A 15,584-nucleotide genomic window follows, 5' to 3' on the forward strand; every position below is an offset into this window, starting at 1 on the left:
CCTCACGGAACCCAATGCCGGTTCGATGCTGCCGCTCTGCGCACCTCGGCGAGGGAGGACGTTGACTCCTATGTCCTCAACGGCGTCAAGCAGTTCATTTCCGTGCCGGCACCAGCGAAACGTACCTGGTGATGGCGCGTACCGGCCAGGACGGATCGCGCGGAATCTCCGCATTCATCCTCGAAAAGGGCATGGAGGGTCTCTCCTTCGGCCCCAACGAACAGAAGATGGGATGGCGAGCTCAGCCGACCCGACAGGTCATCATGGAAAACGTTCGCGTGCCGAAGGAGAACCTCCTCGGCGAACCCGGTCAGGGTTTCAAGATCGCGATGTCCGGACTCGACGGAGGCCGGCTCAACATCGGAGCATGCTCGCTGGGCGGCGGGCAATCTGCGTTGGAGAAGGCCATCGACTACATGGGCGAACGACAGGCCTTCGGCACCGAGCTCTCAGCTTTCCAGGCTCTGCGATTCGAGGTCGCGGAGATGCAGACCAAGCTCGAAGCGGCTCGCTCCCTCCTGTGGCGTGCCGCCAACGCCTACGACGCAGGCGATCCCAACACCTCATTGCTCTCGGCAATGGCGAAGCTGACAGCCACAGATTCGGGCTTCGACGTCGCCAATAGGGCACTCCAGTTGCACGGCGGCTACGGCTATCTGACAGAGTATGGAATTGAGAAGCTGGTGCGTGACCTGCGCGTCCACCAGATTCTGGAAGGCACCAACGAAATCATGCGCGTGATCATTTCGCGCAAGAGCACAGGAGTGGGCTGATATGACGACAGAGACCGCGGCACCGCCGACGGAAGCATCGGTGATCACCTCGATCACCAACGGAGTGGGCCGGATAGAGCTCAACAGGCCGAAGCTGATCAACGCACTGAGCCAGCAGATGGTGGGCGCCATCGATGACGCCCTGAAGAGCTGGCGCGATGACGACGCGATCAAGGCCGTCCTTGTCACCGGACGCGGCGAACGCGGGCTGTGCGCCGGAGGCGACATCAAGGCCGTCTACAACGACATTGTCGCCGGCACCGATGAGAACGCCCGATTCTGGAATCGCGAATACAAGATGAACCATGAGATCTCCGAATTCCCCAAGCCCTATGTCGTCATCATGAACGGCATCACGATGGGCGGCGGCGTCGGAATCTCGGGCCACGGCTCCCACCGCATCGTCACCGATTCCACCAAGATCGGAATGCCGGAGACCGGGATCGGCCTGTTCCCCGACGTCGGCGGCACACATCTGCTGGCCAATGCGCCGGGCGAGCTCGGCACCCATCTGGCGCTGACCGGACTGCCGGTCGGAGCAGGAGCCGCGCTGGCCATGGGACTGGCTGACTACTACGTGCCGGACGCTGAAGTGCCGGGACTCATCGCCGACCTCGAAGCAGGCGGCGACGTGGAAACAGTGATCGACCGCTACGCCGCCGATGCTCCGGAGAACGAACTCGCCGAGGCAGCAGGCTGGATCGACGAATGCTATAGCAGGGACCGGGCAGAGGACATCGTCGCAGCGCTGACCGCGCATGCGAACCCCGATGCCAATGCCGCCGGGAAGCTGATCGGGACCAAGGCACCCACCTCGGTGAAGGTGACACTGGCCGCCGTGCGCAAAGCCCGAGACATGTCCCTGGCCGAAGTCCTCGAACAGGACTATCGCGCAGCCGTCGCGCTGACACGTCGTCCCGACCTCAAGGAGGGCATCCGCGCGCAGGTCATCGACAAGGACCGCAACCCACAGTGGTCCCCGTCCGCATTCGACGAGGTCAGCGACGAAACAGTCAACGACATCCTCACCACCGATCACGAAGAGAAGGTGTTCGCATGAGCGACTACGAAACAATCCTCACATCCGTCGACCAGGGTGTTGCCACCATCACGCTCGATCGCCCGAAGGCTCTCAACGCGTTGAACATGCAGGTTCTCACCGACGTCACCGACGCAGCCACCGCATTCGATGCCGACGATGAGGTCAAGGCGATCATCATCACCGGCAGCGGCAAGGCCTTCGCCGCGGGCGCCGACATCAAGGAGATGTCCGACCTCGACTTCGCCACCGCGTTCAAGGCCGACTGGTTCGCCGGCTGGACCCGCCTGACTGACGTGCGCAAACCGGTCATCACCGCGGTCAACGGCTTCGCACTCGGCGGCGGCTGTGAGCTGGCAATGATGGGCGACATCCTCATCGCATCGACGAAGGCGAAGTTCGGCCAGCCCGAGATCAACCTCGGCGTCCTCCCCGGTATGGGCGGATCCCAGCGTCTGACTCGCGCGATCGGCAAGGCCAAGTCCATGGACATGTGCCTGACCGGACGCATGATGGACGCAGAGGAGGCCGAACGCTCGGGCCTCGTCGCACGTATCGTCGAACCCGAGGAACTTCTTGCAACGGCCAACGAGATCGCGCAGACGATCGCGTCCAAGTCCCGCATCGCCTCGGCGATGGTGAAAGAAGCGGTCAATACCGCATTCGAAACGACGCTCGAGCAGGGACTGCGCTACGAACGTCGCCTCTTCCACTCCTCCCTGGCCACGAACGACCAGTCCGAGGGAATGGCCGCATTCGTCGAGAAGCGGGACGCGAACTTCACAGATTCCTGAATCACCGCATGACGCGGCAGCCCGCACAGCACGGCTGCAACGATGGCGCAGGCGAGGCGAACTCGTCTGCGCCATCGGCGTATTCGGTCACATGATCACTTTTAACAATCGTTCAGTTAGAGTGGAAACGTTCATCCACCCAAAGGAGGCACAATGAATTCTTTCGCCAATCTTCTCCCCCAGCTGCGACTTCCGGTGCTCGGCTCCCCCATGTTCATCGCATCGGGCCCCGACCTGGTCAAGGCCCAGTGCCAGGCCGGCATCATCGGTTCCTTCCCCACCCTCAATGCCCGCCCGGCCTCGATGCTCACCGACTGGCTCGACGAGATCCGAGAGAGCAACGCCGCGTTCACCGCAGCGAATCCCGATCGTCCGGCGGCACCGTTCGCTGTGAACCTCATCGTTCACCGCTCGAACAACCGTTTGGAAGCCGACCTCGCCGAGGTGGTCCGCCACCAGGTGCCCATCGTGATCACGTCATTGGGCGCACGAGAAGAGGTCAACGAGGCTGTGCACTCCTACGGCGGCATCGTCCTCCATGACGTCATCAACAACAAGTTCGCGCACAAAGCCGTGGAGAAGGGCGCCGACGGTGTCATCGCCGTGGCCGCCGGTGCCGGTGGACATGCCGGAGCGCTCTCCCCATTCGCGCTGGTCCAGGAGATCCGGTCCTGGTTCGACGGCCCGGTGCTGCTCTCGGGCGCAATTGCACACGGCCGCTCGGTCCTCGCGCCTCGCCGCCGGCGCCGCCACTGCGCCCTATGTGGGCTCGGCCTTCCTGTCGACGGCAGAGGCCAACGTCACCGAAGACTACAAGCAGATGATCGTCGACTCCGCTGCCGAGGACGTCGTCTACTCCAGCTACTTCACCGGAGTCAAGGGCAACTACCTGCGCGGTTCCATCACTGCCTCGGGACTCGACCCCGACGATCTTCCCGAGGCTGACCCGACGAAGATGGACTTCGGCACGAAGGAGGGGTCGGACTCGAAGGCGTGGAAGGACATCTGGGGCTCGGGTCAGGGCATCGGCGTGCTCCACGAGAAGAGCACCGCTGCCGAACTCGTCGACAGTCTTACCGCGCAGTTCGAGGCCGCGAAGACGGAGCTCGACGCTCGCCTGAATACGGCTGTCGGCGTCGGCTGAGCCGCACCGAACTCTCAGATCGTGGAGATGATGCCCCGTTCGGTCAGGCGCGAAGACAGTCCTGCACCGTCCGGGGCATAGATCCACGGCACGCCCTGGCCGCGACCGTGGCGCTTCGAACGACCACCTGCCCAGACCGCTTCACCGACGGTGAGCTGGCGGATCGCGACCGCCGCGACATTGTCGGGGTGGTTGTCCACGAACTCTCCGTAGACCTCTTCGTCCTTCTGACCGTCGTCGCCGATGAGCAGCCATTTCATCCACGGGAACTCACGCGACAGGCGCTCCAGAGAGTTGCGTTTATGCTCCTTACCCGAACGGAAGACGCGAGTCGTCGTCGGCCCCCAATCGGTGAGCAGCAGAGGCCCCATCGGGTAGAGGTTGCGAGAGAGGAACCTCTTGATCGTCAGGGCCGAATTCCACGCTCCCGTCGACAGATAGACCATCGGAGAATTCGGGCGCATATAGGTGATCCGGTCATAGAGCACAGCCATTCCCGCCACAGGCGACCTGGCATGCTCGCTGAGGACGAAGGTGTTCCACGCGGCAAGAAATGGTCGCGGCAGTGAGGTGACCATGACCGTGTCATCGATATCGGAGATGATGCCGAACGTCGTGTCCTCGCCGATGATCCGCACGGCAGCGGAATCGACGAGCGAGCCATCGGTCCACAGTTCGATCTCCGTCTCACCGGGCTGAAAGTCACCGGGAATGACAGTGTCGATGATGCCGCCCCTGTCAGCGGTGACCATGTGCTCTTCGTCATTGACGCGGACCCAGGCCGTGTCGTTGGGCAGAGGCACACTGACGAAGGACTTCCATCCCCGAATGCTCGCCTGCAGGTCCGCCGCAGGCTGACCTGTGGGGGTCAGGACCAAACGTCCGAGCACTCTCACCCACCCGGTGCCGCCATAGGTGTCATAGGCGATGACTGTGCGCTGATAGGTGTGATCGGTGGCGCGGTTTCTGCAGCCAGCCGTTGAGCCGGTCTTCCATCCGTGCCGCGGTGTGCAGCATGTCCGGGGTGAGGTTCAGCGGTCCCTCTTCGGGTTTCTTCTTCGCCACGGTTCTTCCTTCACACTCATCGCACGTCAGGTCGGATCGGGTTGCAGTCGGCTCAGACGAAGCCGACCTTGTCATAGACCTCTCGCAGGGTCACCTCGGCGATCTCATTGGCCTTCGCCGCACCCGAATCGAGGATGGCCTGGAGCTGCGCCCGGTCCTGCAGGAGCTCATTGGTGCGCTCTCGCACAGGGGTGAGGGCTTCGACGGCGATCTCTGCCAGATCGACCTTGAGGTGACCGTACATCTTGCCCTCGTACTCTGCGACGATGTCATCGACCGAACGCGAGGTCAGAGAGGAATAGATCGTGAGCAGGTTCGAGACTCCGGGCTTGGACTCCGGGTCGTAGGCGATCTCCTTGCCATCGTCGGTGACGGCTGACTTGATCTTCTTCGTCAGTGACTTCGCGTCGTCGAGAAGGTCGATGCGACCCAGCGGGCTGGGCAAAGATTTTGACATCTTCGACGAAGGGTTCTGCAGGTCGTAGATCTTCGCGGTGGCCTTGAGGATCTGTGCCTCAGGAACGACGAAGGTCTCTCCGAACCGATAGTTGAAGCGTTCGGCCAAGTTTCGGGTCAGCTCGAGATGCTGGCGCTGATCCTCGCCGACGGGCACCATCTGCGGATTGTAGAGGAGGATGTCGGCGGCCATCAGCGCTGGGTAGGTGAGCAGGCCCAGGGACACATGCTCCTGCTTGGCCGATTTGTCCTTGAACTGCGTCATCCGGCTGGCCTCACCCATCGACGTGGTGCATTCGAGGACCCATGACAGCTGCGGGTGTGCCGGGACCTGTGACTGGACGAAGATCGTCGACTTCTCCGGGTCGATACCCGCCGCAATGAACTGCGCAGCGGTGCGCAGGGTGCGCTCGCGCAGGTCGCTGGGTCCTGCTCGACGGTGATCGCGTGCATGTTCGCGATGAAGTAGAAGGCATCGTGCGACTCCTGATGCGCCACGAACTGCTGCAGAGCTCCGATGTAGTTGCCCAGTGCAGTGAGTCAGAGGTGGCCTGGATGCCGGAAACGGTGCGTGGCAGAGAAGAAGTCATCATAGAACCATAATGCCACTTCAACCCCGCGTCATCGCAGACCACCCCGTGCGAGCCGAGGACTCAGGTGATCTCAGCCACCTACGCGCCCCGGCAAACGGTATAGTGACGAAGCAGATCACATGATTCATCGAGGTATCTCACATGGTTCGATCAACAGTCTTGTTCGGCCGGTGACCGGTGGTCATGGGCAATGAATATTCGGTGCGAAGTCATCGAGCTCAACGAGGAGGAAATCTTGTCTGTCGAATACGTCAGAACCGAAGAGGGGCTGCCACCGGTGGCTGTGGTCGAGAAGCCGCGGTGGACTCCGGTGAAGATCGTCATCTGGGTGGTCATCGCGTTGGTCGCGGCCGCCGGATGGGCGATGGTTGCGTTCGTGCGCGGAGAGGAGATGTCGGCCAGCTGGTTCGTCGCCGCTGCCGTGGGCAGCTATCTCATCGCGTTCCGTTTCTATGCCAAGTTCATCGAATGGAAGATCTGCCGCCCCGACCCGAAACGGGCCACTCCTGCAGAGCTCAATGACAATGGACGCGACTTCGCACCCACTGACCGCCGAGTGCTCTTCGGCCACCACTTCGCCGCCATCTCGGGCGCCGGGCCTCTGGTCGGACCGATCCTGGCCGCGCAGATGGGCTACCTGCCCGGTACCCTGTGGATCGTTCTCGGCGTCATCGTCGCCGGCGGCGTCCAGGACTACCTGGTGCTGTTCTTCTCGATGCGCCGCAATGGCCGCTCTCTAGGTCAGATGACTCGTGATGAGCTTGGTCGCACTGGCGGAATCATCGCCTCGCTGGGCATCATCCTCATCATGGTGATCCTCATCGCTGTCCTCGGCGTCGTCATCATCAATGCACTGGCCGAGAGCCCTTGGGGTGTCTTCTCGATCGCCATGACGATTCCCATCGCCGTGTTCATGGGCATCTACATGCGCTACCTGCGTCCGGGCAAGGTCGTCGAGGTCTCGGTCATCGGCGTCGTCCTCCTGATCCTGGCCATCGTCGCCGGCGGCTGGGTTCACAACTCGCCCGTGTGGTCGGAGTTCTTCCACCTCGACAAGGTGACACTGGCCTGGTGCCTGATGATCTATGGCTTCCTCGCCGCTGTGCTGCCGGTCTGGGTGCTGCTGGCACCGCGTGACTACTTGTCGACCTTCATGAAGATCGGCACCATCATCCTCCTGGCTGTCGGCATCCTCATCGTCAACCCGAGTGTGCAGATGCCGGCCGTGACCGAGTTCGCCTTCAACTCCGAAGGCCCTGCCTTCGCCGGAGTTCTGTTCCCGTTCCTCTTCATCACCATCGCCTGCGGGGCCCTATCGGGATTCCACGCGCTCATCTCTTCAGGCACCACGCCGAAGCTGATCGAGAAGGAATCCCAGGCCGCCTCATCGGCTACGGCGGAATGCTCATGGAGTCCTTCGTTGCGATCATGGCTCTGGTGGCCGCGATCTGCCTCGACAAAGGGCTGTACTTCGCGATGAACGCCGCGAACCGCTCACCGCGGAACAACACAGGGCGCCTCAGACTTCATCAACAACTCTCTTGGCATGTCCGGGGTCGAAACGAGTCCCGAGGTGCTCCAACAGCAGCAAATAACGTCGGAGAGGAGAGCATCGTATCCCGCACCGGTGGCGCCCCGACTCTGGCGATGGGCATGGCGCAAATTCTCCACAATGTCTTCGGCGGTCCAGCATGGATGTCCTTCTGTACCACTTCGCAGTCATGTTCGAGGCACTGTTCATCCTCACCACCATCGATGCCGGTACCCGCGTCGCCCGTTTCATGCTCAGCGACGCACTGGGCAACTTCTCGAAGAAGTTCCGAGACCCCTCGTGGACCCCGGGGCGTGGCTGCCACAGCGATCATGGTCGCGGCATGGGGGTCGATCCTGTTGATGGGAGTCACCGACCCTCTCGGCGGCATCAACACGCTGTTCCCGCTCTTCGGATCTCCAAGAGCGGGAACAGCGTGTTGATGCCGCCGAGAGGGTCGGTGACTCCCATCAACAGGATCGACCCCCATGCCGCGACCATGATCGCTGTGGTCAGCCACGCCCCCGGGGTCCACGAGGGGTCTCGGAACTTCTTCGAGAAGTTGCCCAGTGCGTCGCTGAGCATGAAACGGGCGACGCGGGTACCGGCATCGATGGTGGTGAGGATGAACAGTGCCTCGAACATGACTGCGAAGTGGTACCAGAAGGACATCCATGCTGGACCGCCGAAGACATTGTGGAGAATTTGCGCCATGCCCATCGCCAGAGTCGGGGCGCCACCGGTGCGGGATACGATGCTCTCCTCTCCGACGTTATTTGCTGCCTGTTGGAGCACCTCGGGACTCGTTTCGACCCGGACATGCCAAGAGAGTGTTGATGAAGTCTGAGGCGCCCTGTGTTGTTCCGCCGGTGAGCGGTTCGGCGGCGTTCATCGCGAAGTACAGCCCTTTGTCGAGGCAGATCGCGGCCACCAGAGCCATGATCGCAACGAAGGACTCCATGAGCATTCCGCCGTAGCCGATGAGGCGGGCCTGGGATTCCTTCTCGATCAGCTTCGGCGTGGTGCCTGAAGAGATGAGCGCGTGGAATCCCGATAGGGCCCCGCAGGCGATGGTGATGAAGAGGAACGGGAACAGAACTCCGGCGAAGGCAGGGCCTTCGGAGTTGAAGGCGAACTCGGTCACGGCCGGCATCTGCACACTCGGGTTGACGATGAGGATGCCGACAGCCAGGAGGATGATGGTGCCGATCTTCATGAAGGTCGACAAGTAGTCACGCGGTGCCAGCAGCACCCAGACCGGCAGCACAGCGGCGAGGAAGCCATAGATCATCAGGCACCAGGCCAGTGTCACCTTGTCGAGGTGGAAGAACTCCGACCACACGGGCGAGTTGTGAACCCAGCCGCCGGCGACGATGGCCAGGATCAGGAGGACGACGCCGATGACCGAGACCTCGACGACCTTGCCCGGAGGTAGCGCATGTAGATGCCCATGAACACGGCGATGGGAATCGTCATGGCGATCGAGAAGACACCCCAAGGGCTCTCGGCCAGTGCATTGATGATGACGACGCCGAGGACAGCGATGAGGATCACCATGATGAGGATGATGCCCAGCGAGGCGATGATTCCGCCAGTGCGACCAAGCTCATCACGAGTCATCTGACCTAGAGAGCGGCCATTGCGGCGCATCGAGAAGAACAGCACCAGGTAGTCCTGGACGCCGCCGGCGACGATGACGCCGAGAACGATCCACAGGGTACCGGGCAGGTAGCCCATCTGCGCGGCCAGGATCGGTCCGACCAGAGGCCCGGCGCCCGAGATGGCGGCGAAGTGGTGGCCGAAGAGCACTCGGCGGTCAGTGGGTGCGAAGTCGCGTCCATTGTCATTGAGCTCTGCAGGAGTGGCCCGTTTCGGGTCGGGGCGGCAGATCTTCCATTCGATGAACTTGGCATAGAAACGGAACGCGATGAGATAGCTGCCCACGGCAGCGGCGACGAACCAGCTGGCCGACATCTCCTCTCCGCGCACGAACGCAACCATCGCCCATCCGGCGGCCGCGACCAACGCGATGACCACCCAGATGACGATCTTCACCGGAGTCCACCGCGGCTTCTCGACCACAGCCACCGGTGGCAGCCCCTCTTCGGTTCTGACGTATTCGACAGACAAGATTTCCTCCTCGTTGAGCTCGATGACTTCGCACCGAATATTCATTGCCCATGACCACCGGTCACCGGCCGAACAAGACTGTTGATCGAACCATGTGAGATACCTCGATGAATCATGTGATCTGCTTCGTCACTATACCGTTTGCCGGTGGCGCGTAGGTGGCTGAGATCACCTGAGTCCTCGGCTCGCACGGGGTGGTCTGCGATGACGCGGGGTTGAAGTGGCATTATGGTTCTATGATGACTTCTTCTCTGCCACGCACCGTTTCCGGCATCCAGGCCACCTCTGACTCACTGCACCTGGGCAACTACATCGGAGCTCTGCAGCAGTTCGTGGCGCATCAGGAGTCGCACGATGCCTTCTACTTCATCGCGAACATGCACGCGATCACCGTCGAGCAGGACCCCAGCGACCTGCGCGAGCGCACCCTGCGCACCGCTGCGCAGTTCATTGCGGCGGGTATCGACCCGGAGAAGTCGACGATCTTCGTCCAGTCACAGGTCCCGGCACACCCGCAGCTGTCATGGGTCCTCGAATGCACCACGTCGATGGGTGAGGCCAGCCGGATGACGCAGTTCAAGGACAAATCGGCCAAGCAGGAGCATGTGTCCCTGGGCCTGCTCACCTACCCAGCGCTGATGGCCGCCGACATCCTCCTCTACAATCCGCAGATGGTGCCCGTCGGCGAGGATCAGCGCCAGCATCTCGAGCTGACCCGAAACTTGGCCGAACGCTTCAACTATCGGTTCGGAGAGACCTTCGTCGTTCCTGAGGCACAGATCCTCAAGGCCACCGCGAAGATCTACGACCTGCAGAACCCTTCGTCGAAGATGTCAAAATCTTTGCCCAGCCCGCTGGGTCGCATCGACCTTCTCGACGACGCGAAGTCACTGACGAAGAAGATCAAGTCAGCCGTCACCGACGATGGCAAGGAGATCGCCTACGACCCGGAGTCCAAGCCCGGAGTCTCGAACCTGCTCACGATCTATTCCTCTCTGACCTCGCGTTCGGTCGATGACATCGTCGCAGAGTACGAGGGCAAGATGTACGGTCACCTCAAGGTCGATCTGGCAGAGATCGCCGTCGAAGCCCTCACCCCTGTGCGAGAGCGCACCAATGAGCTCCTGCAGGACCGGGCGCAGCTCCAGGCCATCCTCGATTCGGGTGCGGCGAAGGCCAATGAGATCGCCGAGGTGACCCTGCGAGAGGTCTATGACAAGGTCGGCTTCGTCTGAGCCGACTGCAACCCGATCCGACCTGACGTGCGATGAGTGTGAAGGAAGAACCGTGGCGAAGAAGAAACCCGAAGAGGGACCGCTGAACCTCACCCCGGACATGCTGCACACCGCGGCACGGATGGAAGACCGGCTCAACGGCTGGCTGCAGAACCGCGCCACCGATCACACCTATCAGCGCACAGTCATCGCCTATGACACCTATGGCGGCACCGGGTGGGTGAGAGTGCTCGGACGTTTGGTCCTGACCCCCACAGGTCAGCCTGCGGCGGACCTGCAGGCGAGCATTCGGGGATGGAAGTCCTTCGTCAGTGTGCCTCTGCCCAACGACACGGCCTGGGTCCGCGTCAATGACGAAGAGCACATGGTCACCGCTGACAGGGGCGGCATCATCGACACTGTCATTCCCGGTGACTTTCAGCCCGTGAGACGGAGATCGAACTGTGGACCGATGGCTCGCTCGTCGATTCCGCTGCCGTGCGGATCATCGGCGAGGACACGACGTTCGGCATCATCTCCGATATCGATGACACGGTCATGGTCACCTCACTGCCGCGACCATTTCTTGCCGCGTGGAACACCTTCGTCCTCAGCGAGCATGCCAGGTCGCCTGTGGCGGGAATGGCTGTGCTCTATGACCGGATCACCTATATGCGCCCGAATTCTCCGATGGTCTATCTGTCGACGGGAGCGTGGAATTCGGCCCTGACGATCAAGAGGTTCCTCTCTCGCAACCTCTACCCGATGGGGCCTCTGCTGCTCACCGATTGGGGGCCGACGACGACTCGCGTCTTCCGTTCGGGTAAGGAGCATAAACGCAACTCTCTGGAGCGCCTGTCGCGTGAGTTCCCGTGGATGAAATGGCTGCTCATCGGCGACGACGGTCAGAAGGACGAAGAGGTCTACGGAGAGTTCGTGGACAACCACCCCGACAATGTCGCGGCGGTCGCGATCCGCCAGCTCACCGTCGGTGAAGCGGTCTGGGCAGGTGGTCGTTCGAAGCGCCACGGTCGCGGCCAGGGCGTGCCGTGGATCTATGCCCCGGACGGTGCAGGACTGTCTTCGCGCCTGACCGAACGGGGCATCATCTCCACGATCTGAGAGTTCGGTGCGGCTCAGCCGACGCCGACAGCCGTATTCAGGCGAGCGTCGAGCTCCGTCTTCGCGGCCTCGAACTGCGCGGTAAGACTGTCGACGAGTTCGGCAGCGGTGCTCTTCTCGTGGAGCACGCCGATGCCCTGACCCGAGCCCCAGATGTCCTTCCACGCCTTCGAGTCCGACCCCTCCTTCGTGCCGAAGTCCATCTTCGTCGGGTCAGCCTCGGAAGATCGTCGGGGTCGAGTCCCGAGGCAGTGATGGAACCGCGCAGGTAGTTGCCCTTGACTCCGGTGAAGTAGCTGGAGTAGACGACGTCCTCGGCAGCGGAGTCGACGATCATCTGCTTGTAGTCTTCGGTGACGTTGGCCTCTGCCGTCGACAGGAAGGCCGAGCCCACATAGGCGCAGTCGGCGCCGGCGGCGAGTGCTGCGAGGACCGAGCGGCCGTGTGCAATTGCGCCCGAGAGCAGCACCGGGCCGTCGAACCAGGACCGGATCTCCTGGACCAGCGCGAATGGGGAGAGCGCTCCGGCATGTCCACCGGCACCGGCGGCCACGGCGATGACACCGTCGGCGCCCTTCTCCACGGCTTTGTGCGCGAACTTGTTGTTGATGACGTCATGGAGGACGATGCCGCCGTAGGAGTGCACAGCCTCGTTGACCTCTTCTCGTGCGCCCAATGACGTGATCACGATGGGCACCTGGTGGCGGACCACCTCGGCGAGGTCGGCTTCCAAACGGTTGTTCGAGCGGTGAACGATGAGGTTCACAGCGAACGGTGCCGCCGGACGATCGGGATTCGCTGCGGTGAACGCGGCGTTGCTCTCTCGGATCTCGTCGAGCCAGTCGGTGAGCATCGAGGCCGGGCGGGCATTGAGGGTGGGGAAGGAACCGATGATGCCGGCCTGGCACTGGGCCTTGACCAGGTCGGGGCCCGATGCGATGAACATGGGGGAGCCGAGCACCGGAAGTCGCAGCTGGGGGAGAAGATTGGCGAAAGAATTCATTGTGCCTCCTTTGGGTGGATGAACGTTTCCACTCTAACTGAACGATTGTTAAAAGTGATCATGTGACCGAATACGCCGATGGCGCAGACGAGTTCGCCTCGCCTGCGCCATCGTTGCAGCCGTGTGCGGGCTGCCGCGTCATGCGGTGATTCAGGAATCTGTGAAGTTCGCGTCCCGCTTCTCGACGAATGCGGCCATTCCCTCGGACTGGTCGTTCGTGGCCAGGGAGGAGTGGAAGAGGCGACGTTCGTAGCGCAGTCCCTGCTCGAGCGTCGTTTCGAATGCGGTATTGACCGCTTCTTTCACCATCGCCGAGGCGATGCGGGACTTGGACGCGATCGTCTGCGCGATCTCGTTGGCCGTTGCAAGAAGTTCCTCGGGTTCGACGATACGTGCGACGAGGCCCGAGCGTTCGGCCTCCTCTGCGTCCATCATGCGTCCGGTCAGGCACATGTCCATGGACTTGGCCTTGCCGATCGCGCGAGTCAGACGCTGGGATCCGCCCATACCGGGGAGGACGCCGAGGTTGATCTCGGGCTGGCCGAACTTCGCCTTCGTCGATGCGATGAGGATGTCGCCCATCATTGCCAGCTCACAGCCGCCGCCGAGTGCGAAGCCGTTGACCGCGGTGATGACCGGTTTGCGCACGTCAGTCAGGCGGGTCCAGCCGGCGAACCAGTCGGCCTTGAACGCGGTGGCGAAGTCGAGGTCGGACATCTCCTTGATGTCGGCGCCCGCGGCGAAGGCCTTGCCGCTGCCGGTGATGATGATCGCCTTGACCTCATCGTCGGCATCGAATGCGGTGGCTGCGTCGGTGACGTCGGTGAGAACCTGCATGTTCAACGCGTTGAGAGCCTTCGGGCGATCGAGCGTGATGGTGGCAACACCCTGGTCGACGGATGTGAGGATTGTTTTCGTAGTCGCTCATGCGAACACCTTCTCTTCGTGATCGGTGGTGAGGATGTCGTTGACTGTTTCGTCGCTGACCTCGTCGAATGCGGACGGGGACCACTGTGGGTTGCGGTCCTTGTCGATGACCTGCGCGCGGATGCCCTCCTTGAGGTCGGGACGACGTGTCAGCGCGACGGCTGCGCGATAGTCCTGTTCGAGGACTTCGGCCAGGGACATGTCTCGGGCTTTGCGCACGGCGGCCAGTGTCACCTTCACCGAGGTGGGTGCCTTGGTCCCGATCAGCTTCCCGGCGGCATTGGCATCGGGGTTCGCATGCGCGGTCAGCGCTGCGACGATGTCCTCTGCCCGGTCCCTGCTATAGCATTCGTCGATCCAGCCTGCTGCCTCGGCGAGTTCGTTCTCCGGAGCATCGGCGGCGTAGCGGTCGATCACTGTTTCCACGTCGCCGCCTGCTTCGAGGTCGGCGATGAGTCCCGGCACTTCAGCGTCCGGCACGTAGTAGTCAGCCAGTCCCATGGCCAGCGCGGCTCCTGCTCCGACCGGCAGTCCGGTCAGCGCCAGATGGGTGCCGAGCTCGCCCGGCGCATTGGCCAGCAGATGTGTGCCGCCGACGTCGGGGAACAGGCCGATCCCGGTCTCCGGCATTCCGATCTTGGTGGAATCGGTGACGATGCGGTGGGAGCCGTGGCCCGAGATTCCGACGCCGCCGCCCATCGTGATGCCGTTCATGATGACGACATAGGGCTTGGGGAATTCGGAGATCTCATGGTTCATCTTGTATTCGCGATTCCAGAATCGGGCGTTCTCATCGGTGCCGGCGACAATGTCGTTGTAGACGGCCTTGATGTCGCCTCCGGCGCACAGCCCGCGTTCGCCGCGTCCGGTGACAAGGACGGCCTTGATCGCGTCGTCATCGCGCCAGCTCTTCAGGGCGTCATCGATGGCGCCCACCATCTGCTGGCTCAGTGCGTTGATCAGCTTCGGCCTGTTGAGCTCTATCCGGCCCACTCCGTTGGTGATCGAGGTGATCACCGATGCTTCCGTCGGCGGTGCCGCGGTCTCTGTCGTCATATCAGCCCACTCCTGTGCTCTTGCGCGAAATGATCACGCGCATGATTTCGTTGGTGCCTTCCAGAATCTGGTGGACGCGCAGGTCACGCACCAGCTTCTCAATTCCATACTCTGTCAGATAGCCGTAGCCGCCGTGCAACTGGAGTGCCCTATTGGCGACGTCGAAGCCCGAATCTGTGGCTGTCAGCTTCGCCATTGCCGAGAGCAATGAGGTGTTGGGATCGCCTGCGTCGTAGGCGTTGGCGGCACGCCACAGGAGGGAGCGAGCCGCTTCGAGCTTGGTCTGCATCTCCGCGACCTCGAATCGCAGAGCCTGGAAAGCTGAGAGCTCGGTGCCGAAGGCCTGTCGTTCGCCCATGTAGTCGATGGCCTTCTCCAACGCAGATTGCCCGCCGCCCAGCGAGCATGCTCCGATGTTGAGCCGGCCTCCGTCGAGTCCGGACATCGCGATCTTGAAACCCTGACCGGGTTCGCCGAGGAGGTTCTCCCTTCGGCACGCGAACGTTTTCCATGATGACCTGTCGGGTCGGCTGAGCTCGCCATCCCATCTTCTGTTCGTTGGGGCCGAAGGAGAGACCCTCCATGCCCTTTTCGAGGATGAATGCGGAGATTCCGCGCGATCCGTCCTGGCCGGTACGCGCCATCACCAGGTACGTTTCGCTGGTGCCGGCACCGGAAATGAACTGCTTGACGCCGTTGAGGACATAGGAGTCAACGTCCTCTCCCTCGCCGAGGTG

The 15,584-nt window shown here is 62.2% G+C and carries 8 protein-coding genes and 7 pseudogenes; 7 read left to right on the plus strand and 8 right to left on the minus strand.

Features of this window, described 5'->3' with window-relative positions:
- From HX613_RS21670 to HX613_RS21680, 3 genes and pseudogenes are all read left to right on the plus strand, one after another.
- Window positions 1–773 (plus strand): annotated as a pseudogene (locus tag HX613_RS21670) (acyl-CoA dehydrogenase family protein); the annotation flags it as partial.
- A gap of 1 nt (window position 774) precedes the next feature.
- Complete coding sequence (locus tag HX613_RS21675) at window positions 775–1,833, plus strand: enoyl-CoA hydratase/isomerase family protein (protein WP_235344201.1); 1,059 nt, start codon at window positions 775–777, stop codon at window positions 1,831–1,833.
- A complete protein-coding gene (locus HX613_RS21680; RefSeq protein WP_235344200.1) occupies window positions 1,830–2,606 on the plus strand; it encodes an enoyl-CoA hydratase in 777 nt (258 codons plus the stop codon). The genes HX613_RS21675 and HX613_RS21680 overlap by 4 nt, the downstream gene beginning before the upstream one ends.
- 477 nt (window positions 2,607–3,083) lie before the next feature.
- Here the strand turns inward: HX613_RS21680 and HX613_RS21685 are convergent, their stop codons facing one another.
- Window positions 3,084–3,320 (minus strand): hypothetical protein, encoded by a 237-nt coding sequence (locus HX613_RS21685; protein WP_235347196.1) that lies wholly within the window; start codon window positions 3,318–3,320, stop codon window positions 3,084–3,086.
- Here HX613_RS21685 and HX613_RS21690 point away from each other — a divergent pair.
- On the plus strand, window positions 3,313–3,750 hold the full coding sequence (locus tag HX613_RS21690) for an NAD(P)H-dependent flavin oxidoreductase (protein WP_235347197.1): 438 nt from the start codon (window positions 3,313–3,315) through the stop codon (window positions 3,748–3,750). The genes HX613_RS21685 and HX613_RS21690 overlap by 8 nt on opposite strands.
- A gap of 14 nt (window positions 3,751–3,764) precedes the next feature.
- On the opposite strand, the pseudogene HX613_RS21695 reads toward HX613_RS21690, so the two are convergent.
- Window positions 3,765–4,815 (minus strand): annotated as a pseudogene (locus tag HX613_RS21695) (App1 family protein).
- A 52-nt stretch (window positions 4,816–4,867) separates the two neighbouring features.
- A pseudogene (gene trpS / locus HX613_RS21700) lies at window positions 4,868–5,864 on the minus strand (tryptophan--tRNA ligase).
- Between the two features lie 190 nt (window positions 5,865–6,054).
- On the opposite strand from trpS (HX613_RS21700), the pseudogene HX613_RS21705 reads away from it, so the two are divergent.
- Window positions 6,055–7,811 (plus strand): annotated as a pseudogene (locus HX613_RS21705) (carbon starvation CstA family protein); the annotation flags it as partial.
- On the opposite strand, the pseudogene HX613_RS21710 reads toward HX613_RS21705, so the two are convergent.
- Window positions 7,810–9,570 (minus strand): annotated as a pseudogene (locus HX613_RS21710) (carbon starvation CstA family protein); the annotation flags it as partial. The pseudogenes HX613_RS21705 and HX613_RS21710 sit on opposite strands and share 2 nt — an antisense overlap.
- Before the next feature lie 191 nt (window positions 9,571–9,761).
- Here HX613_RS21710 and trpS (HX613_RS21715) point away from each other — a divergent pair.
- Both trpS (HX613_RS21715) and HX613_RS21720 read left to right on the plus strand, forming a co-directional pair.
- Window positions 9,762–10,760 carry a tryptophan--tRNA ligase gene (trpS, locus tag HX613_RS21715; protein WP_235344198.1) on the plus strand — a complete coding sequence of 333 codons (999 nt, stop codon included), beginning with the start codon at window positions 9,762–9,764 and terminating at the stop codon, window positions 10,758–10,760.
- 52 nt (window positions 10,761–10,812) lie between these two features.
- A pseudogene (locus tag HX613_RS21720) lies at window positions 10,813–11,861 on the plus strand (App1 family protein).
- Between the two features lie 37 nt (window positions 11,862–11,898).
- Here HX613_RS21720 and HX613_RS21725 read toward each other — a convergent pair.
- From HX613_RS21725 to HX613_RS21740, 4 genes and pseudogenes are all read right to left on the minus strand, one after another.
- Entirely contained in the window at window positions 11,899–12,864 is a 966-nt protein-coding gene (locus tag HX613_RS21725) for an NAD(P)H-dependent flavin oxidoreductase (protein ID WP_235347198.1), read from the minus strand.
- Between the two features lie 150 nt (window positions 12,865–13,014).
- Complete coding sequence (locus tag HX613_RS21730; protein WP_235347199.1) at window positions 13,015–13,773, minus strand: enoyl-CoA hydratase; 759 nt, start codon at window positions 13,771–13,773, stop codon at window positions 13,015–13,017.
- A gap of 15 nt (window positions 13,774–13,788) precedes the next feature.
- Window positions 13,789–14,847: an enoyl-CoA hydratase/isomerase family protein gene (locus HX613_RS21735; RefSeq protein WP_235344201.1), complete on the minus strand. Its 1,059-nt coding sequence runs from the start codon at window positions 14,845–14,847 to the stop codon at window positions 13,789–13,791.
- Window position 14,848: 1 nt separating this feature from the next.
- Window positions 14,849–15,584 (minus strand): annotated as a pseudogene (locus HX613_RS21740) (acyl-CoA dehydrogenase family protein); the annotation flags it as partial.

Source organism: Brevibacterium sp. UCMA 11754 (assembly GCF_021532275.1).
Lineage (GTDB): Bacteria > Actinomycetota > Actinomycetes > Actinomycetales > Brevibacteriaceae > Brevibacterium.

Bases quoted from the DNA above. Each gene is read 5' to 3' on its own strand.
- HX613_RS21675 (WP_235344201.1), top strand. From the start codon at position 775: ATGACGACAGAGACCGCGGCACCGCCGACGGAAGCATCGGTGATCACC.
- HX613_RS21680 (WP_235344200.1), top strand. From the start codon at position 1,830: ATGAGCGACTACGAAACAATCCTCACATCCGTCGACCAGGGTGTTGCC.
- trpS (WP_235344198.1), top strand. From the start codon at position 9,762: ATGATGACTTCTTCTCTGCCACGCACCGTTTCCGGCATCCAGGCCACC.
- HX613_RS21725 (WP_235347198.1), bottom strand. From the start codon at position 12,864: ATGAATTCTTTCGCCAATCTTCTCCCCCAGCTGCGACTTCCGGTGCTC.
- HX613_RS21735 (WP_235344201.1), bottom strand. From the start codon at position 14,847: ATGACGACAGAGACCGCGGCACCGCCGACGGAAGCATCGGTGATCACC.